This is a genomic window from Burkholderia territorii (assembly GCF_902833055.1).
Lineage (GTDB): Bacteria > Pseudomonadota > Gammaproteobacteria > Burkholderiales > Burkholderiaceae > Burkholderia > Burkholderia territorii.
Genome location: NZ_CADFEJ010000014.1, coordinates 40,240 through 57,458, shown reverse-complemented (window position 1 = coordinate 57,458; position 17,219 = coordinate 40,240). Strand labels below are relative to the sequence as shown.

Below are 17,219 nucleotides of genomic sequence, written 5' to 3'. Positions count from 1 at the left end.
AGCGGCGCACGCGATCGTCGCCGCACATGCATCGAATCAACGGGAGTGCTCGTGAATCCGACTGAAACAGAAGAACCGCGCGGCGCGATCGAGCTGTCCGTGCGCCGCACGCGCGGCGGCGCCGTCGAAACCGCGCACGACTACGTCGGCCAGGAATGGCCGGTCGCGCTGGTCTTCAACGGCATCTCGCACGCGGTGATGATGTGCACGCCGCGCGACCTCGAGGCGTTCGCGGTCGGCTTCGCGATCTCGGAAGGGATCGTCGAGCGCGGCAGCGACATCAAGGACATCGAGGTGATCCTGCACGCCGACGCGCCGCTGCCGCACGCGGAAGTGCATCTGGAGGTCGTCCAGCAGGCGTTCGCCGCGCTGAAGGACCGCCGCCGCGCGCTCGCGGGCCGGACCGGCTGCGGCGTGTGCGGCATCGAGAGCATCGACCTGCTCGATCTCGCGCCCGAGCGCGTGCCCGACACCGGTTTCCTCGCGCGCCTCGCGCCCGATGCGCTCGCGCGCGCGGCCCATGCGCTGCCGGTGCACCAGGCGCTCACGCGTCTCACCGGCGGCCTGCACGCGGCCGCATGGTGCGACGCAACGGGCGCGATCCGGATGGCGTTCGAGGATGTCGGCCGCCACAACGCGCTCGACAAGCTGATCGGCTCGCTCGTGCTCGCGCGTGCGGACGCAACCGACGGCTTCGTGTTCCTGTCGAGCCGCGCGAGCTACGAGCTGGTGCGCAAGTCGGCGCGGGTCGGCATCCCGATGGTCGCGACGATCTCCGCGCCGTCGTCGCTCGCGATCGAGATCGCGAAGGCGGCCGGCCTGCGGCTGGTCAGTTTCTGCCGCGAAACCGGCCACGTCGATTACGGCACGGCCTGAGCCGGCCGTCCGATCGCGGCGTCAGTCGAACTGACGGAAATCCGGCTTGCGCTTCTCGAAGAACGCGGTCATCGCCTCGCGTGCTTCCGGCGCACGCAGCATCGCGGAGAAGTGGCCGGCCTCCTCCTTCATCCGCTCGGCAACGCCCACCCCGCCCGTCTCCTTCAACAGCGCCTTCGTCACGCGCAGCGACGACGCCGGCAGCGCCGCGAGTTTCGCGGCCTGCTTCGCCGCGAATGCGTCGAGCTCGGCGGCCGGCAGCACCCGGTTGACGATGCCGATGCGGTGCGCTTCCAGCGCGTCGAACGCTTCGCCGAGCAGCAGCTTCTCGGCGGCGACCTGATGGCCGGCCAGACGCGGCAGCAGCACGCTCGATGCGGCTTCCGGGCACAGCCCGAGCTGCGCGAACGGCAGCGAGAACGCGGCGGTGTCGGCCGCATAGACGAGATCGCAGTGCAGCAGCATCGTCACGCCGACGCCGACGGCGATGCCCGGCACCGCGGCGACGATCGGCTTGGCCGCGCCGCTGATGCGTGCGAGAAACTGGAATACCGACGCGTTCTCGTCCTTCGGCGGCGACTTCAGGAAATCCTCGAGATCGTTGCCCGCGCTGAAGTTGCCGTCGCTGCCGCGCAGCAGAATCACGCGGACCGCCTTGTCCTCCTGCGCGTCGGCGAGCGCATCGGCCATCGTCTGGTACATCGCCGCCGTCAGCGCGTTCTTCTTCGCCGGGCGGGCGATCGTGATCGTCATCACGCCGTCGGCGCACTCCACTTGAATTTCGGCCACAACCGTCTCCTTTGACTTTCTTCTTCCGGAATGAAAAACGGTGCGCAAGCTCGTGGCTCGCGCACCGTGATCGCTACTGTCGCGCTCCGCTTACAGGCGTTCGATGATGCCCGCCGCACCCATGCCGGTGCCGACGCACATCGTGACCATCCCGTACTTCAGGTTGCGCCGGCGCAGGCCGTGCACCACGGTCGCCGCGCGGATCGCGCCGGTCGCGCCGAGCGGGTGGCCAAGCGCGATCGCGCCGCCGACCGGGTTGACCTTCGACGGGTCGAGGCCGAGATCGCGGATCACCGCCAGCGACTGCGCGGCGAATGCCTCGTTCAGCTCGATCCAGTCGAGATCGTCCTGCTTCAGGCCGGCGGCCTTCAGCGCGGCCGGGATCGCTTCCTTCGGGCCGATGCCCATGATTTCCGGCGGCACGCCGCGCACCGCGAAACTCACGAAGCGCGCGAGCGGCGTCAGGTTGAATTCCTTGAGCACCTTCTCCGACACGACCAGCAGCGCGCCCGCGCCGTCCGACGTCTGCGAGCTGTTGCCGGCCGTCACCGAGCCCTTGTTCGCGAACACCGTGCGCAGCTTCGCGAGGCCTTCGAGCGACGTATCCGCGCGCGGACCTTCGTCCAGCTTGATCTCGCGCGTCTTCACGTCGACTTCGCCGGTCGCGAGGTTCGGGAAACGCTCGGTGATCGTGTACGCGGCGATTTCGTCGCCGAACTCGCCGGCCTGCTGCGCGGCGAGCGCCTTGCGGTGCGACTCGACCGAGAATGCATCCTGGTCTTCGCGGCTCACCTTCCACTGCTCGGCGACGCGCTCGGCCGTCAGGCCCATCCCGTAGGCAATGCCGAAATCCTCGCTGCGATCGAAGATGTGCGGCGACATCGACGGCTTGTTGCCCATCATCGGCACCATGCTCATCGATTCGCAGCCGCCCGCGAGCAGCGCGTCCGATTCGCCGACACGGATGCGGTCCGCCGCCATCGCCAGCGCCGTGATGCCCGACGCGCAGAAGCGGTTGACCGTCACGCCGCCGACCGTCTGCGGCAGGCCCGCGAGCAGCGCGCCCATGCGCGCGACGTTCAGGCCCTGCTCGGCTTCGGGAATCGCGCAGCCGATGATCGCGTCCTCGATCACCTTCGTGTCGAGGCCGGGCACCTGCGCGACCGCCGACTTGATCGCGTGAACCAGCAGCTCGTCCGGGCGCGTGTTCTTGAAGACACCGCGCGGAGCCTTGCCGATCGGCGTGCGGCTGGCGGCGACGATGTATGCGTCTTGCAATTGTTTGCTCATTTCAAACTCCTGTCGGACGAAGCGCAGCCTTCGAAGCGCGCTCCGGTCCCGTGCAAAGTTGTCCGCTCGCTCAGTTACGCACCGGCTTGCCGGTCTGCAACATGCCCATGATCCGTTCCTGCGTCTTCTGCGTGCCGAGCAGCTCGACGAACGCGCGGCGCTCGAGCGCGAGCAGCCACTGCTCGTCGACCAGGCTGCCGGCTTCGACGTCGCCGCCGCACACGGCTTCCGCGATGCGGCTCGCGATCAGGAAGTCGTGGTCGCTGATGAAGCGGCCGTCACGCATGTTGACGAGCGATGCCTTGATCGTCGCGATCGCGGAGCGGCCCGCCACCGGCACGTCCTTCGCGCGCAGCGGCGCGCGATAGCCGGTGTCGGCGAGCGCACGCGCTTCCTTCTTCGCGGTATCGAGCAGCTCGAACACGTTGAAGACGATCGTGTCGGACGGCTTCAGGTAGCCCATCGCGCGCGCATCGTGCGCCGACGACGATACCTTCGCCATCGCCGCGTTCTCGAACGACTTCGTGACGAACTTCAGGATGTCGGTCGTCGCGTTCGCGGCCGTCGCCGCATCCGCCGCGCGCAGCGCCGCTTCCTTCAGGCCGCCGCCCGCCGGCACGAGGCCGACGCCCACTTCGACCAGACCGATGTAGCTCTCGACGTGCACGACGCGCTTCGCGCTGTGCAGCATCAGCTCGCACCCGCCGCCGAGCGCGATGCCCGACACGGCCGCGACGACCGGCACGTTCGCGTACTTCACGCGCAGCATGCCTTCCTGGAACTTCTTCACGAACGGCTCGATGCCCTTCGCACCGCCCATCATGAACGCGGGCATCGCCTCCTCGAGGTTCGCGCCGGCCGAGAACGGGCCGCCCGGCGTGCCGAGCTTCAGCGACGTCGGTTGCCAGATCACCACGCCCTTGTAATCCTTCTCCGCGAGCTCGATCGCTTGCACGAGGCCGTCGATCACGCTCGGCCCGATCGTGTTCATCTTCGACTTGAACGACACGATCACGACGTCGTCTTCACCCGCACGATCGTCGACCCACGCACGCACCGCGTCGGTTTCGAACAGCGTCTTGCCGTACGTCTTCGGATCGGCGCCCGCTTCGCCGAGCAGCGGCGCGCGGAACACCTGCTTGCGATAGACGGCGAGATCGGAACGCGGCACGAAGCGCTTCGACGCCGGCGCCCACGAGCCTTCGGCCGTGTGCACGCCGCCCTTCTCTGCGACCGGGCCTTCGAGGACCCACGACGGCAGCGGCACGTTCGCGAGCGCCTTGCCGGCCGCGATGTCTTCCTGCACCCACTCGGCGACCTGCTTCCAGCCGGCGGCCTGCCAGCCTTCGAACGGGCCTTCGTTCCAGCCGAAGCCCCAGCGGATCGCGAGGTCGACGTCGCGCGCGTTGTCGGCGATCGACTCGAGGTGCACGCCGATGTAGTGGAACACGTCGCGGAAGATCGACCACAGGAATTGCGCGTGCGGATGGTCCGTTTCACGCAGCAGCTTCAGGCGCTCCGCCGGCGGGCGCTTCAGGATGCGGCCGACGGTCTCGTCCGCCTTCGCGCCCGAATCGACGTAGGTGCCCGTCTTCGCGTCGAGCACCTTGATCGCCTTGCCTTCCTTCTTGTAGAAACCGCCGCCCGTCTTCTGGCCGAGCGCGCCCTGCTTCACCAGTTCGGCGAGCACGGCGGGCGTCTGGTAGACCGGGAAGAACGGATCGTCGGCGAGGTTGTCCTGCATCGTCTTGATCACGTGCGCCATCGTGTCGAGGCCGACCACGTCCGCGGTGCGGAACGTCGCCGACTTCGCGCGGCCGAGGCGGCTGCCCGTCAGGTCGTCGACTTCGTCGAAGCGCAGGCCGAACTTCGCGGCCTCGGTGATCACGGCCAGAATCGAGAAGATGCCGACGCGGTTCGCGATGAAGTTCGGCGTGTCCTTCGCGCGCACGACGCCCTTGCCGACGACGCTCGTCAGGAAGGTCTCGAGCTGGTCGAGGATTTCCGGACGCGTATGCGCGGTCGGGATCAGCTCGACCAGGTGCATGTAGCGCGGCGGGTTGAAGAAGTGCACGCCGCAGAAGCGCGCCTTCAGCTCGTCCGAGAAACCTTCGGACAGCTTCGTGATCGACAGGCCCGACGTGTTGGTCGCGAAGATCGCATTCGGCGCGATGTGCGGCGCGACCTTCTTGTACAGGTCGTGCTTCCAGTCCATCCGCTCGGCGATCGCCTCGATCACGACGTCGCACTCGGCGAGCTTCGCGATGTCGTCCTCGTAGTTCGCGGCTTCGAGGTATTTCGCGTCGTCCTTCACGCCGAACGGCGCGGGCGACAGCTTCTTCAGGTTCTCGATCGCCTTCAGCGCGATCGCGTTTTTCGGGCCTTCCTTGGCCGGCAGGTCGAACAGCAGCACCGGCACGCGCGCGTTGACGAGGTGCGCGGCGATCTGCGCGCCCATCACGCCGGCGCCCAGCACGGCGACCTTGCGAATCAGGAAATTGCTCACGGGATGTCTCCGGATAATGTCGTGCAGCACGGGTTGTGAGGGCTGCACGGCGAAGTGAGTACCAGGAACCGTTGCGTTCGGGCGGCGCGCGGCGCGCACCGCCCGGACTCGCGTCAGAACAGCGATTCGTCGACTTCCATCAGCGTCTTCGAGCCGGCGCGCGCGGCGCGGATCGTCGCCGCCGTCTCGGGCAGCAGGCGCGCGAAATAGAAGCGGGCCGTCGCGAGCTTCGACTTGTAGAACGGATCGCCCGACGCTTCCTTGTCGAGCGCGATGCGCGCCATGCGCGCCCAGAAGTACGAGAACACCAGATGGCCGACGGTGCGCAGGTACGGCACGGCCGCGGCGCCGACTTCGTCCGGGTTCTGCATCGCCTTCATGCCGATTTCCATCGTCAGCTTCTGCACCTTGTCGCCGATGTCGGCGAGCGGATTGATGAACTCGGCCATCTCCGGCTTCACGCCTTCGGCTTCCGCGAATTCGGTGACGAGCTTGCCGAACTTCTTCAGCTTCGCGCCCATGTCGCCGAGCACCTTGCGGCCCAGCAGGTCGAGCGACTGGATCGAGTTCGTGCCTTCGTAGATCATGTTGATCCGCGCGTCGCGCACGTACTGCTCCATGCCCCACTCGGAGATGAAGCCGTGGCCGCCGTAGATCTGCATCGCATGGTTGGTCGACTCGAACGCGTTGTCGGTCAGGAATGCCTTGATGATCGGCGTGAGCAGCGCGACGAGGTCGGCCGCTTCCTTGCGCACCGCTTCGTCGGCGTGCGACAGCTCCTTGTCGATCTGCAGCGCGGACCAGTACGTGAACGCGCGCGCGCCTTCCGCGTAGGCCTTTTGCGTGAGCAGCATGCGGCGCACGTCCGGATGCACGATGATCGGGTCGGCCGGCTTGTCCGGTGCCTTCGGGCCCGTCAGCGAACGCATCTGCAGGCGCTCCTTCGCGTACGTCAGCGAGTTCTGGTACGCGACTTCCGTCAGGCCGAGGCCCTGCATGCCGACGCCCAGACGCGCGGCGTTCATCATCACGAACATCGCGTTCAAGCCCTTGTTCGGCTCGCCGACCATCCAGCCCGTCGCGTTGTCGAGGTTCATCACGCACGTCGAGTTGCCGTGGATGCCCATCTTGTGCTCGATCGAGCCGCACTTGATGCCGTTGCGCTCGCCCGGCTCGCCCGATGCGTCCGGAATGAATTTCGGCACGATGAACAGCGAGATCCCCTTCGTGCCTTGCGGTGCGTCCGGCAGGCGCGCGAGCACGAGGTGGATGATGTTCTTCGACATGTCGTGCTCGCCGCTCGAGATGAAGATCTTCGTGCCGCTGATCGAGTACGAGCCGTCGCCGTTCGGTTCGGCCTTGGTGCGCAGGATGCCGAGGTCGGTGCCGCAGTGCGGCTCGGTCAGGCACATCGTGCCCGTCCATTCGCCCGACACGAGCTTCGGCAGGTAGCGCTGCTGCAGTTCCGGCGCGCCGTGCGCGTGCAGGCATTCGTATGCGCCGTGCGACAGGCCCGGATACATCGTCCATGCCTGGTTCGCCGAGTTCAGCATTTCGTAGAGCGCGTTGTTCACGAACGCGGGCAGGCCCTGGCCGCCGAAGTCCGGATCGCAGCCGAGCGCCGGCCAGCCGGCCTCGACGTATTGCTGATACGCTTCCTTGAACCCGGTCGGCGTCTTCACGACGCCGTCGCCTTCATACGTGCAACCTTCGCGGTCGCCGACCTGGTTCAGCGGGAACAGTACCTCGGAGCAGAACTTGCCCGCTTCCTCGAGGACCTGGTTGATCGTGTCGGCGTCGAGGTCCGCATGCCGCGGCATTTGCTTGACCTCGGCTTCGACGTTCAGAAGCTCGTGCAACACGAATTGCATGTCGCGCAGCGGCGCGGCGTACTGTCCCATGACTCTCTCCAAAGGTGGGCAAACGGCTCGAGCTCCTGGCGGGCGGATCACGCGCCGCTAACGGCTCTCGCTCTGATACGAAACGATCGTCTTTTCCAGCGCGGCCCACGTGAGGCGCACGGCATCCGGCGAATGCAGGAATCGTGCGTCGTGATGCAGGCCGAGCGTGAAGCTGTACAACTCGAAGAGCATCAGGTCCGGATCCGTATCCGCACGCAGATGGCCTTCTTCCTTCGCCTGCGAAATGGCACGCAGCATCGCGGCACGCCAGGCCGTCACGCTCGCGATCAACTGCTCGCGCACGGGGCTGTCAGGCCGGTCGTCGTACTCGACGGCACCGCTGATGTAGATGCATCCCGTCGTCACCTCCTGGATGCGCTTCTCCGTCCAGCGGGCCAGCATCGCCCGAAGGCGCGGCAAGCCTCGCGGCTCGCGCAGGCTCGGAAAGAACACCTCGTTCTCGAAACGATGGTGATACTCGCGCACGACCTCGACCTGCAGGTCCTCGCGCGATCCGAAGTGCGCGAACACGCCACTCTTGCTCATCTGCATGCGCTCGGCCAGCAGGCCGATCGTCAGCCCCTCCAGCCCGTCACGGCTGGCGAGGTCCAAAGCAGCTTCGAGTATCGCGGCACGCGTCTGTTCGCCTTTTCGCATAGCTATTTCTGTAACCGTTCGGGGGTTCGAATAAAATCGAACGGCCGTACTATTATTGAGTGCGGCCGCTCGCGAAACAAGGAAATTATTAGAAACCGGTGTCTAACCGAGCCGCTATTTTGCGCGATTCCGGCGGGACCGGAGCGGCTTTTCCGCACGAACGTGCGGACGGATTTTTGAAGCGAATGCTTAGTCGGAATCAGTCGTAACCGCCGACCGTCAGCGCCTTCATCACGATGCGGTACGTGTTGTACGCGAGCCAGTTCAGCATGCGCTCGATGCGCGGCCGCGCGGCATACCGGGCGGCGTCGATTTCGCGGCCTTCGGAGAACGCGGCCGCGATCGCATCGCGCAGTTCGTTGGTGATTGCATCGTAGCGCACCAGCACGACGTTCGCCTCATTGTTCAGCATCAGGCTCAGCGCGTCCAGGTTCGACGAGCCGACGGTCGCCCAGTTGTCGTCGATCACCGCCACCTTGCCGTGCAGGATCGTCTTGTCGTATTCCGCCACGCGCACGCCCGCGCGCAGCAGCGCGTGATACAGGAACGGCACGGCCGTATCGAGCGCCGTGAACTCGTTGCGGCCGATCAGGACCCGCACGTCGACGCCGCGGCGTGCGGCACCCGTCAGCGCGCGGCGCAGCTTGCGGCCCGGCATGAAATACGGATTCGCGAGCAGGATTCGCTGGCGCGCCTGGCCGATCGCGGCGAGATACGCCTTCTCGATCGCGCGGCGGTTCACGACATTGTCGCGCGCGACGAACGCGACGCTCGGCTCCGTCACGACCCGCAGCGCACCGGCCTTGATCCACCGGTGGCTGCGCATCCAGCGCCGGAACATGTCCGGGAACGCTTCGCCGCCGTGCAGCCCGGCCGCGTACTGGGCATATGGCTTGTGGCCGAACTGGATGCGATGCCACTGCAGTTCGAACGCGGCACGCACGTCCGACACCACCGGCCCGGCCATCTCGACCGCGAAATCCCAGCGCGGAAACGGCAGTGTCGCGCTGCCCTGCGCGTAGTCGTCGACGATGTTGATGCCGCCGCAGAACGCGACCGCGTGATCGATCACCGCGAGCTTGCGGTGCGTGCGCGAGAAGCCGAAACGGCCGAACAGGTAACGGTTGTAGATGCAGTGCTCGACGCCTGCACCGGCCCACGTATCGAACAGCGGCAGGCGCGCGGTGCCGACACCGTCGGTGATCACGCGCACGCGCACGCCACGCTGCGCCGCGCGGATCAGCGCATCCGACACCGGGCGGCCGGCCGCGTCGTCACAGAAGATGTAGGTTTCGAGCATCACCTGCTCGCGCGCCGCATCGATCCGTTCGATCAGCGCGTGGAAGAATTCGGCGCCGGTCTCGCAGAGCCGCACCGTGTTGCCGGCGGTGAACGCGAGCCGCGACGCGGAGCCGCGCTCCTGCAGGAACATCTGCCGCAACTGCGCGAAGCGCTTGCGGGTTTCCGCATTCATGCGGACGAGCCGTGCGGCGCCCGCGCGAGCGACACGCGCACGGGCAATTGCAGGATCGCTTCGGCGTTCGACGGCGAGAAGCAGCGCGCGGCCGCTTCGCGGTACGGCAGCCACGCATGGTCGACGTGCTCGCGCGGCGACAGCGTCACGTCGACGCGGCGCGGCACGCACAGGCCGAACCAGTGCTCGACGTTGCGCGTGACGCCCGGTGCATAGCGATGCAGGTATTGCGGATAGATGCTGTATTCGATCCGGTGGTGCCAGTCGACCAGCGCGGTGGCCGGCACGTCGTGCGTACCGACCGAGATGCCGGTTTCCTCGGCGACTTCGCGCGCGGCCGTGAGCGCGAGCGGCTCGTCGAGCGCGTCCTTCGATCCGGTCACCGATTGCCAGAAATCGGGCTGGTCGGCACGCTTGATCACCAGCACGTCGAGTTCGGGCGTGTAGATCACGACGAGAACGGATTCGGGGATTTTCGGCGGCTTCGTCATCTTTGTTTCATGCGGCACAGGGCCGGGCGCCGGGCCTGTGCCGGAACGTACGGCAAGTGCTGCGACTGTACCGCAAAAAACGAAAAAGGCGCACCACGGCGCCTTTTTCGCTGGATGTCGCGCACGCGTCACCGCGCACACGACCTGTGACACGCGTTACGCATTCGGCTGTTCCGGCTGGCGCAGACGAATGTGCAGCTCGCGCAGCTGACGCTCGTCTACCGGGCTCGGTGCCTGCGTGAGCAGATCCTGCGCACGCTGCGTCTTCGGGAACGCGATCACGTCGCGGATCGAGTCGGCACCGGCCATCATCGTGACGATGCGGTCGAGGCCGAATGCGATACCGCCGTGCGGCGGCGCGCCGTACTGCAGCGCGTCCAGCAGGAAGCCGAACTTGAGCTGCGCCTCTTCCGCACCGATCTTCAGCGCGCGGAACACCTTGCTCTGCACTTCCTCACGGTGGATACGCACCGAACCGCCGCCGATTTCCCAGCCGTTCAGGACCATGTCGTACGCCTTCGCGAGGCAGCGGCCCGGATCCGTCTCGAGGTACTCGAGGTGCTCGTCCTTCGGGCTGGTGAACGGGTGGTGCGCGGCGACGTAGCGCGCGTCTTCGTCGTCGTATTCGAACATCGGGAAGTCGACGACCCACAGCGGCTTCCAGCCAGCCTGCACGAGGCCGTTCGCCTTGCCGAATTCGGAATGGCCGATCTTCAGGCGCAGTGCGCCCAGGCTGTCGTTGACGATCTTCGCGCGGTCGGCCGCGAAGAAGATGATGTCGCCGTCTTCAGCACCGGTGCGCTCGAGGATCGCCGCGATCGACGCGTCGTGCAGGTTCTTGACGATCGGGCTTTGCAGGCCGTCGCGACCCTTCGCCTTTTCGTTGACCTTGATCCATGCGAGGCCCTTCGCGCCGTAGATGCGCACGAATTCCGTGTAACCGTCGATGTCGCCGCGCGACAGCTCGCCGCCCTTCGGCACGCGCAGCGCCGCGACACGGCCGTCCTTCGCGTTGGCCGGCGTGCTGAACACCTTGAAGTCGACGTCCTTCATCGCGTCGGTCAGCTCGGTGAATTCGAGCTGCACGCGCAGGTCCGGCTTGTCCGAACCGAAACGCGCCATCGCTTCCGAGTACGGCATCACCGGGAATTTCGCGTCGAGCTCGACGTCGATCGTCTTCTTGAAGATGTGACGGATCATGTCTTCGAAGAGATCGCGGATTTCCTGCTCGCCGAGGAACGACGTCTCGCAGTCGATCTGCGTGAATTCCGGCTGACGGTCGGCGCGGAGGTCTTCGTCGCGGAAGCACTTGGTGATCTGGTAGTAACGGTCGAAGTTCGCGACCATCAGCAGCTGCTTGAACAGCTGCGGCGACTGCGGCAGCGCGAAGAACTGGCCCGCGTTCACGCGCGACGGCACGAGGTAGTCGCGCGCGCCTTCCGGCGTGCTCTTCGTCAGCATCGGCGTTTCGATGTCGATGAAGCCCTGCTCGTCGAGGTACTTGCGTGCCTCGATCGCGACGCGGTAGCGCAGGCGCAGGTTGTGCTGCATCTGCGGACGGCGCAGGTCGAGCACGCGGTGCGTGAGGCGCGTCGTTTCCGACAGGTTGTCGTCGTCGAGCTGGAACGGCGGCGTGATCGACGCGTTCAGCACGATCAGCTCATGGCACAGCACTTCGATCTTGCCGCTCTTCAGGCCGGCGTTGACCGTGCCTTCCGGACGGTTGCGCACGAGACCCTTGATCTGCACGCAGAACTCGTTGCGCACGCCTTCAGCGGTCGCGAACATTTCGGCACGATCCGGGTCGCACACCACCTGCACGAGGCCTTCACGATCGCGCAGGTCGATGAAGATCACACCGCCGTGATCGCGGCGGCGCTGCACCCAGCCGCACAGCGACACGGTTTGGCCCAGCAGGTGTTCGGTCACGAGACCGCAGTATTCAGTACGCATCGACATGATGTTTGCTTTCGTTCGGTTTGATCAACGGGTGCCGCAACGCGCGGCCCGGGCGATGATTCTTTACTTACAGCGGCGGCTCGACGGGACGGCGGGCGGGCGCCGGAATCGGCGCCGGAGGCGCCACGACGCCCATCGAGACGATGTACTTGAGCGCGGCATCGACCGACATGTCGAGTTCGATGACTTCACTCTTCGGCAGCATCAGGAAGAAGCCCGACGTCGGGTTCGGCGTCGTGGGCACGTACACGCTCACGTACTCTTCCGTCAGATGGTTGACCACGTCGCCGCCGGGCGCGCCCGTCAGGAACGCGATCGTATACGAGCCGCGCCGCGGGTATTCGATCAGCAGCGCCTTGCGGAACGCGTTGCCGCTGCTCGACAGCAGCGTGTCCGATACCTGCTTGACGCTCGTGTAGATCGGCCCGACGACCGGGATGTGACGCACGACCGCGTTCCACCACGTGACGAGCTTCTGGCCGATGAAATTCTGCGTGGCCAGCCCGACGACGAAGATGAACGCGAGCGTCAGCACCGCGCCGATCCCCGGCAGATGGAAGCCGAGCATCCGCTCCGGTTGCCACGATTCGGGCAACAGCAGCAGCGTCTGGTCCATCGTGCCGATGATGAGGCCGAGCACCCACAGCGTGATCGCGAGCGGAACGAGAACCAGCAGGCCGGTCAGGAACACCGTTTTCAGGGTCGTCTTTTTCATCATCTGCCGTCAATGAACCGCGCCGGAAGCGCGGGTTGGTCGCGGCCCGACCGGGCCGCGACGGTCAACTGCCGGCGGCGGGCGTCGCAGCCGGGGCGGGCGCGGCGCTCGTCGTCGTACTTTCAGAGCTCGCGGCAGCGGGTGCGGCTGCCGCCGGCGCTGCCGCCGCGTCGCCGGATGCCGTCGCCGGCGCGCTGGTGCCGCCCGAGCCGCCGCGGAAATCGGTGACATACCAGCCGGAGCCCTTCAGCTGAAAGCCGGCGGCGGTCACCTGCTTGCGAAAAGTGTCCTTCCCGCATTCGGGGCACCGCGACAGCGGCGCGTCGCTCATCTTCTGGAGCACGTCCTTCGCGAAACCGCACGCTTCGCATCGATAGGCGTAGATCGGCATGATATTTTTCCCGCAGAAACTGGAAACGGCTTGCAAAACCTTGAATTATAGCCGAAACCCCGGCGCACTCCGGCAACGGCTGCGATGCCCGGGCTTCAGCGGCGGCGCCACGTAAGCCAGCGCTCGTGCCCCTCGAACACGGCCAGCGAATCGGTCACCGGCAGATCCTCGACCAGTTCGAAGTGCGGCGCGAGCAGCGCATCGAGTTCCGCGCGCTCGATGCCGAACGGCGGCCCCTTCGGTTTCGTCGTCACGAAAAAATACCCGGCCAGCCACGCTCCGGCCGGCAGCAATTCGGCCATCCGCGCCGCATAGCCCGCGCGCAGGCTCGGCGGCAGCGCGCACAGAAACGCGCGCTCGTACACCCACTGCGCGTCGAACGGCGGTCGGTACGCGAAGAAATCGGCCTGCTCGACGACGTCCGCATGCGCGCCGAGCTGCGCCTTCGCGGCCGCCACCGCCTGCGCCGAGAAATCGATCGCACGCACCGGCCAGCCGGCCTGCGCGAGCCAGCCGGCTTCCCGCGCGCTGCCGCAGCCGGGAATCAGCACCGCGCACGGCTCGCGCCGCTGTGCGAACGCGCGAAACCCGTCGGGCACGCCGCCGAACTCCCAGGGCGTCACGCCGCGTGCGAAACGCTCGTCCCAGAACGCGGCGTTGCCGGGGTCGCGCGTCGCGAAATCGGCGGCGCTCGGCGCGGACGGTTGTTTGGGTTCGGACATCGCTCGGCTCCCTTCGGTCATGCGCCGTACGCGAGCGCGAGCAGCACGCGCGCGACGAGCGCCCCGACGCCGACGGCAAGGCCGAAGATCAGCAATGCCTGCAGCAGCCGGTTCGTCCGCTTCTGCTCGACGAGAATCTGACGCATCAGATCTTCGCTCGCCGCACGCGGCGCGTCGTGGCGCGCCGCCATCGCGTGGTGGATCAGGCGCGGCAGTTGCGGCAGCGTCTTGCTCCACTGCGGCGCCTCGACCTTGAAGCGCTCGTACCAGCCGCGCAGGCCGATCTGCTCGGTCATCCAGCGCTCGAGATACGGTTTCGCCGTCTTCCACAGGTCGAGCTCGGGATCGAGCGAACGGCCGAGCCCTTCGACGTTGAGCATCGTCTTCTGCAGCAGCACGAGCTGCGGCTGGATCTCGACGTTGAAGCGGCGCGACGTCGAGAACAGGCGCATCAGCACCTGGCCGAGCGAGATGTCCTTCAGCGCGCGGTCGAAATAAGGTTCGCACACCGCGCGGATCGCGCTTTCGAGCTCCTCGACGCGCGTCTCGGGCGGCACCCAGCCCGATTCCAGATGCAGCGTCGCGACGCGGTGGTAATCGCGCTTGAAGAACGCGAGGAAGTTCTGCGCGAGGTAGTTCTTGTCGAAATCCGACAACGCGCCGACGATCCCGAAATCGAGCGCGATATAGCGGCCGAACGTGTTCGGATCGAGGCTCACCTGGATGTTGCCCGGGTGCATGTCCGCATGAAAGAACCCGTCGCGGAACACCTGCGTGAAGAAGATCTCGACGCCTTCGCGCGCGAGCTTCTTGATGTCGACGCCGGCCGAGCGCAGCGTCTCGACCTGGCTGATCGGCACGCCGGTCATGCGCTCCATCACGAGCACCTGCGACGTCGAGAAATCCCAGAACATCTCGGGCACGAGCAGCAGGTCGAGGCCGGCGAAGTTGCGGCGCAGCTGGCTGCCGTTCGCGGCCTCGCGCATCAGGTCCAGCTCGTCGTGCAGGTACTTGTCGAATTCGGCGACGACTTCGCGCGGCTTCAGGCGCCGGCCGTCCGCCCACATGCGCTCCGTCCACGTCGCGATGTCGCGCATCAGCGCGAGGTCCGAATCGATCACCGGCAGCATGTTCGGGCGCAGCACCTTGACCGCGACGGCCTTGCCCGCATGCTGGCCCTGCTTCAGCTTCGCGAAATGCACCTGCGCGATCGACGCGCTCGCGACCGGCTCGCGCTCGAATTCGTCGAACAGCTCGTCGACCGGCGCGCCGAGCGACTTCTCGATGATCGCGATCGCGACCGCCGAATCGAACGGCGGCACCTGGTCCTGCAGTTTCGCGAGTTCGTTCGCGAAATCGACCGACAGCAGATCGCGGCGCGTCGACAGCACCTGCCCGAACTTCACGAAGATCGGGCCGAGGCTTTCGAGCGCGTGACGCAGCCGCACGGCGGGCGGATCGGAATAGCGGCGGCCGATCGTCGTGATCCGCAGCAGCAGCTTCACGCGCCGGTCGTCGATCCGCGACAGCATCACTTCGTCGAGGCCGAAGCGGATGACGGTGTAGACAATCTTGATGAAACGGAAAATGCGCATGCCCTGCGGCCCTCAGTGCGCGCCGCGCGGGCCGGAGCCCGTGCGCGCGCCGATTTTTTGTTCGAGTCGCTCGACCCGTTTCTCGACCCGCGCGAGCGCATCGCGCGCCCGCGCCAGTTCGGCGTCGAAGCCGCCGAGCACCGTGCGACGAACGACTTGCGGGTTCTCGTCGAGCCAGTACTCGGCGACGGAATCGAGCACATTGCGGCCGGTGCGGCGCGCGCGCGCGCCGGCGTCGCGCACGACCGTCGCGATTCGGTGCGCCGCCGCGTCGCCGACCAGCTTCGCGAGATCTTCCTCGGGTTCCCAGCGCAGATGCTCGGCCAGCTTCGCGATTTGCGTCGCGAACTCCGCGTCGCCGTCGATCTTCACGTGCTTCATCACGGCCGCCTGGCCGCCCTGCAGGAATGCGGCGACGGTGTCGCCCGCGAGGGCGATCGACACGTCGACGTGTTGCGCGTCGTGCGCTTCCACCGCGGAAAGATAACCGTCGGGCTGCACGAGCAGCGTGAGCGTGACGGGCGGCACGTCGAGCCGGGCGGTCTTGCCCGCATAGGGAATCAGGCGATCGCGCGCCCACGATTCGCGCGCGAGCAGGTGATTGACAGCAGCAGCAAAAGGCTTGGCGGCAAAGGTCATCGGGCTGGGAAAGAAAAACCCGCGCAGGCCGGGCGCCCACGCGGGTTTCTATTGTAACGTCGGATCGTCGGCAGACCGCGGCCAACCGCACACCCGGGCGGCAAGCGGTCGCAGCGCGGCGGCCGTCGCCCGGGCAGCCGGCAAGCCGGCCGCCGGTCACGCTCAGTGCGTGTTGATCTGCTGGATACCCGCGAGCAGCCAGCCCTGGCTGCCCGACTTCGACAGGTTCCACACCTCGTCGAACGGCGCCGCCGACGCATTCGCCGATTCGCGGATCAACCCGTGGAAACGCACGCTCGCCGACTGCTCGATGCCGCGATCCTCGATCGCGACCAGTTCCGCGTCGAGCTGCACGACATCGGTCTGGTTCGCCTCGTTGCCGCGCGAGTCGAGGTCGATCTTGATCTCGGCGAACATTTCCGGCGTCGTGAACTCGCGAATGTCGGCCAGGTTGCCTTGATCCCAGGCTGCCTGCAGCCGCACGAAGTAGACCTTCGCGCTGCGCAGGAACGCTTCGGTGTCGAAGCCGGCCGGCACCTGCAGCGGCGCAGCGGCCATCGCGCCGGCCGCGCCCGCGGCGGCCGCGCCACCACCGAACACGCCTTGCGCTTCGTTCGCATAGCTGCTGCCGCTGCCCGCATAGCTGCTGCCGGCGCCCTGCTGGAACGACGGGCTCTGCGAATAGCCGCCCGACGACGATGCCGAACCGCCCACCGAGTACGCCGGCTCGTGCGGACGGCGGCGGTTCATGAACTTGCGGATCAGCCAGATGCCGACCATCGCGAGCAGCGCGATCACGATGACGTTCGCCATCATGCTCGCGAATGCGCCGCCGAGGCCGAAGTGCGACAGCAGCGCCGCGATGCCGAGACCGGCCGCGAGACCGGCGATCGGCCCGAGCCAGCGCGAACGGTTGGGCTGCGCGGCCGGCGCCGGTGCGGCCGGGTTCGCGCGCTGCGCCTGCGCCGGCGCGGCCTGCTGCATCGGCTGCTGCGCGGGCGGCGTGGCCTGGCGCTGCGTGACGGTGGAGTTTTGACGGCCGATGCTGCGCCCGCCGCCCATGCGCTTGGCTTCGGCGTCGAGCGATGCGAACGTGCCGGCCGTGAGCAGGCCGACCATCAGCAGCGTGCCGACCCGTCGAGCCCACGGCTTCGACGGCTTGCTACGGTTGAACAGCGAACGCGATTCGGACATCAGCTTCTCCAGATGTAAGG

Annotated in this window: 15 protein-coding genes; 1 reads left to right on the top strand and 14 read right to left on the bottom strand. The window is 66.8% G+C overall.

What is annotated here, in order from left to right; all coding sequences use genetic code 11:
• The first annotated feature begins 45 nt into the window (after positions 1 to 45).
• Positions 46 to 876 (top strand): formate dehydrogenase accessory sulfurtransferase FdhD, encoded by an 831-nt coding sequence (gene fdhD, locus HW466_RS21910; RefSeq protein ID WP_167358003.1) that lies wholly within the window; start codon positions 46 to 48, stop codon positions 874 to 876.
• Positions 877 to 897: 21 nt separating this feature from the next.
• On the opposite strand, the gene HW466_RS21905 is transcribed toward fdhD, so the two are convergent.
• The 14 genes from HW466_RS21905 to HW466_RS21840 all read right to left on the bottom strand — a co-directional run bounded on the left by HW466_RS21905 (position 898) and on the right by HW466_RS21840 (position 17,199).
• Positions 898 to 1,665, bottom strand: coding sequence for an enoyl-CoA hydratase (locus HW466_RS21905; protein WP_151004829.1), 768 nt, complete (start codon positions 1,663 to 1,665; stop codon positions 898 to 900).
• Between the two features lie 90 nt (positions 1,666 to 1,755).
• Complete coding sequence (locus HW466_RS21900) at positions 1,756 to 2,955, bottom strand: acetyl-CoA C-acyltransferase (RefSeq protein WP_059447858.1); 1,200 nt, start codon at positions 2,953 to 2,955, stop codon at positions 1,756 to 1,758.
• A 70-nt stretch (positions 2,956 to 3,025) separates the two neighbouring features.
• Complete coding sequence (locus tag HW466_RS21895; RefSeq protein ID WP_059773102.1) at positions 3,026 to 5,461, bottom strand: 3-hydroxyacyl-CoA dehydrogenase/enoyl-CoA hydratase family protein; 2,436 nt, start codon at positions 5,459 to 5,461, stop codon at positions 3,026 to 3,028.
• Positions 5,462 to 5,574: 113 nt separating this feature from the next.
• Positions 5,575 to 7,362 (bottom strand): acyl-CoA dehydrogenase C-terminal domain-containing protein, encoded by a 1,788-nt coding sequence (locus HW466_RS21890; protein WP_151004831.1) that lies wholly within the window; start codon positions 7,360 to 7,362, stop codon positions 5,575 to 5,577.
• Between the two features lie 57 nt (positions 7,363 to 7,419).
• Positions 7,420 to 8,019, bottom strand: a complete 600-nt coding sequence (locus HW466_RS21885; RefSeq protein WP_006751498.1) for a TetR/AcrR family transcriptional regulator — start codon at positions 8,017 to 8,019, stop codon at positions 7,420 to 7,422.
• A gap of 199 nt (positions 8,020 to 8,218) precedes the next feature.
• Positions 8,219 to 9,493 carry a cardiolipin synthase ClsB gene (gene clsB, locus HW466_RS21880; protein ID WP_059447861.1) on the bottom strand — a complete coding sequence of 425 codons (1,275 nt, stop codon included), beginning with the start codon at positions 9,491 to 9,493 and terminating at the stop codon, positions 8,219 to 8,221.
• Entirely contained in the window at positions 9,490 to 9,984 is a 495-nt protein-coding gene (gene nudB, locus HW466_RS21875; protein ID WP_059545349.1) for a dihydroneopterin triphosphate diphosphatase, read from the bottom strand. Before nudB ends, clsB begins: the two co-directional genes overlap by 4 nt.
• Positions 9,985 to 10,140: 156 nt before the next feature.
• Positions 10,141 to 11,943, bottom strand: a complete 1,803-nt coding sequence (aspS, locus tag HW466_RS21870) for an aspartate--tRNA ligase (protein ID WP_151004833.1) — start codon at positions 11,941 to 11,943, stop codon at positions 10,141 to 10,143.
• A gap of 67 nt (positions 11,944 to 12,010) precedes the next feature.
• Positions 12,011 to 12,661: a DUF502 domain-containing protein gene (locus HW466_RS21865; protein WP_059447864.1), complete on the bottom strand. Its 651-nt coding sequence runs from the start codon at positions 12,659 to 12,661 to the stop codon at positions 12,011 to 12,013.
• 61 nt (positions 12,662 to 12,722) lie between these two features.
• Positions 12,723 to 13,049, bottom strand: coding sequence for an FmdB family zinc ribbon protein (locus HW466_RS21860; RefSeq protein WP_174905866.1), 327 nt, complete (start codon positions 13,047 to 13,049; stop codon positions 12,723 to 12,725).
• Positions 13,050 to 13,144: 95 nt separating this feature from the next.
• A complete protein-coding gene (locus tag HW466_RS21855) occupies positions 13,145 to 13,771 on the bottom strand; it encodes a class I SAM-dependent methyltransferase (protein ID WP_174905862.1) in 627 nt (208 codons plus the stop codon).
• Between the two features lie 17 nt (positions 13,772 to 13,788).
• Positions 13,789 to 15,366, bottom strand: coding sequence for a ubiquinone biosynthesis regulatory protein kinase UbiB (gene ubiB / locus HW466_RS21850; RefSeq protein ID WP_059773094.1), 1,578 nt, complete (start codon positions 15,364 to 15,366; stop codon positions 13,789 to 13,791).
• A gap of 12 nt (positions 15,367 to 15,378) precedes the next feature.
• Complete coding sequence (locus HW466_RS21845; protein WP_059506839.1) at positions 15,379 to 16,005, bottom strand: ubiquinone biosynthesis accessory factor UbiJ; 627 nt, start codon at positions 16,003 to 16,005, stop codon at positions 15,379 to 15,381.
• Between the two features lie 162 nt (positions 16,006 to 16,167).
• Positions 16,168 to 17,199, bottom strand: coding sequence for a Tim44 domain-containing protein (locus HW466_RS21840; protein WP_059506840.1), 1,032 nt, complete (start codon positions 17,197 to 17,199; stop codon positions 16,168 to 16,170).
• Positions 17,200 to 17,219: the final 20 nt, after the last annotated feature.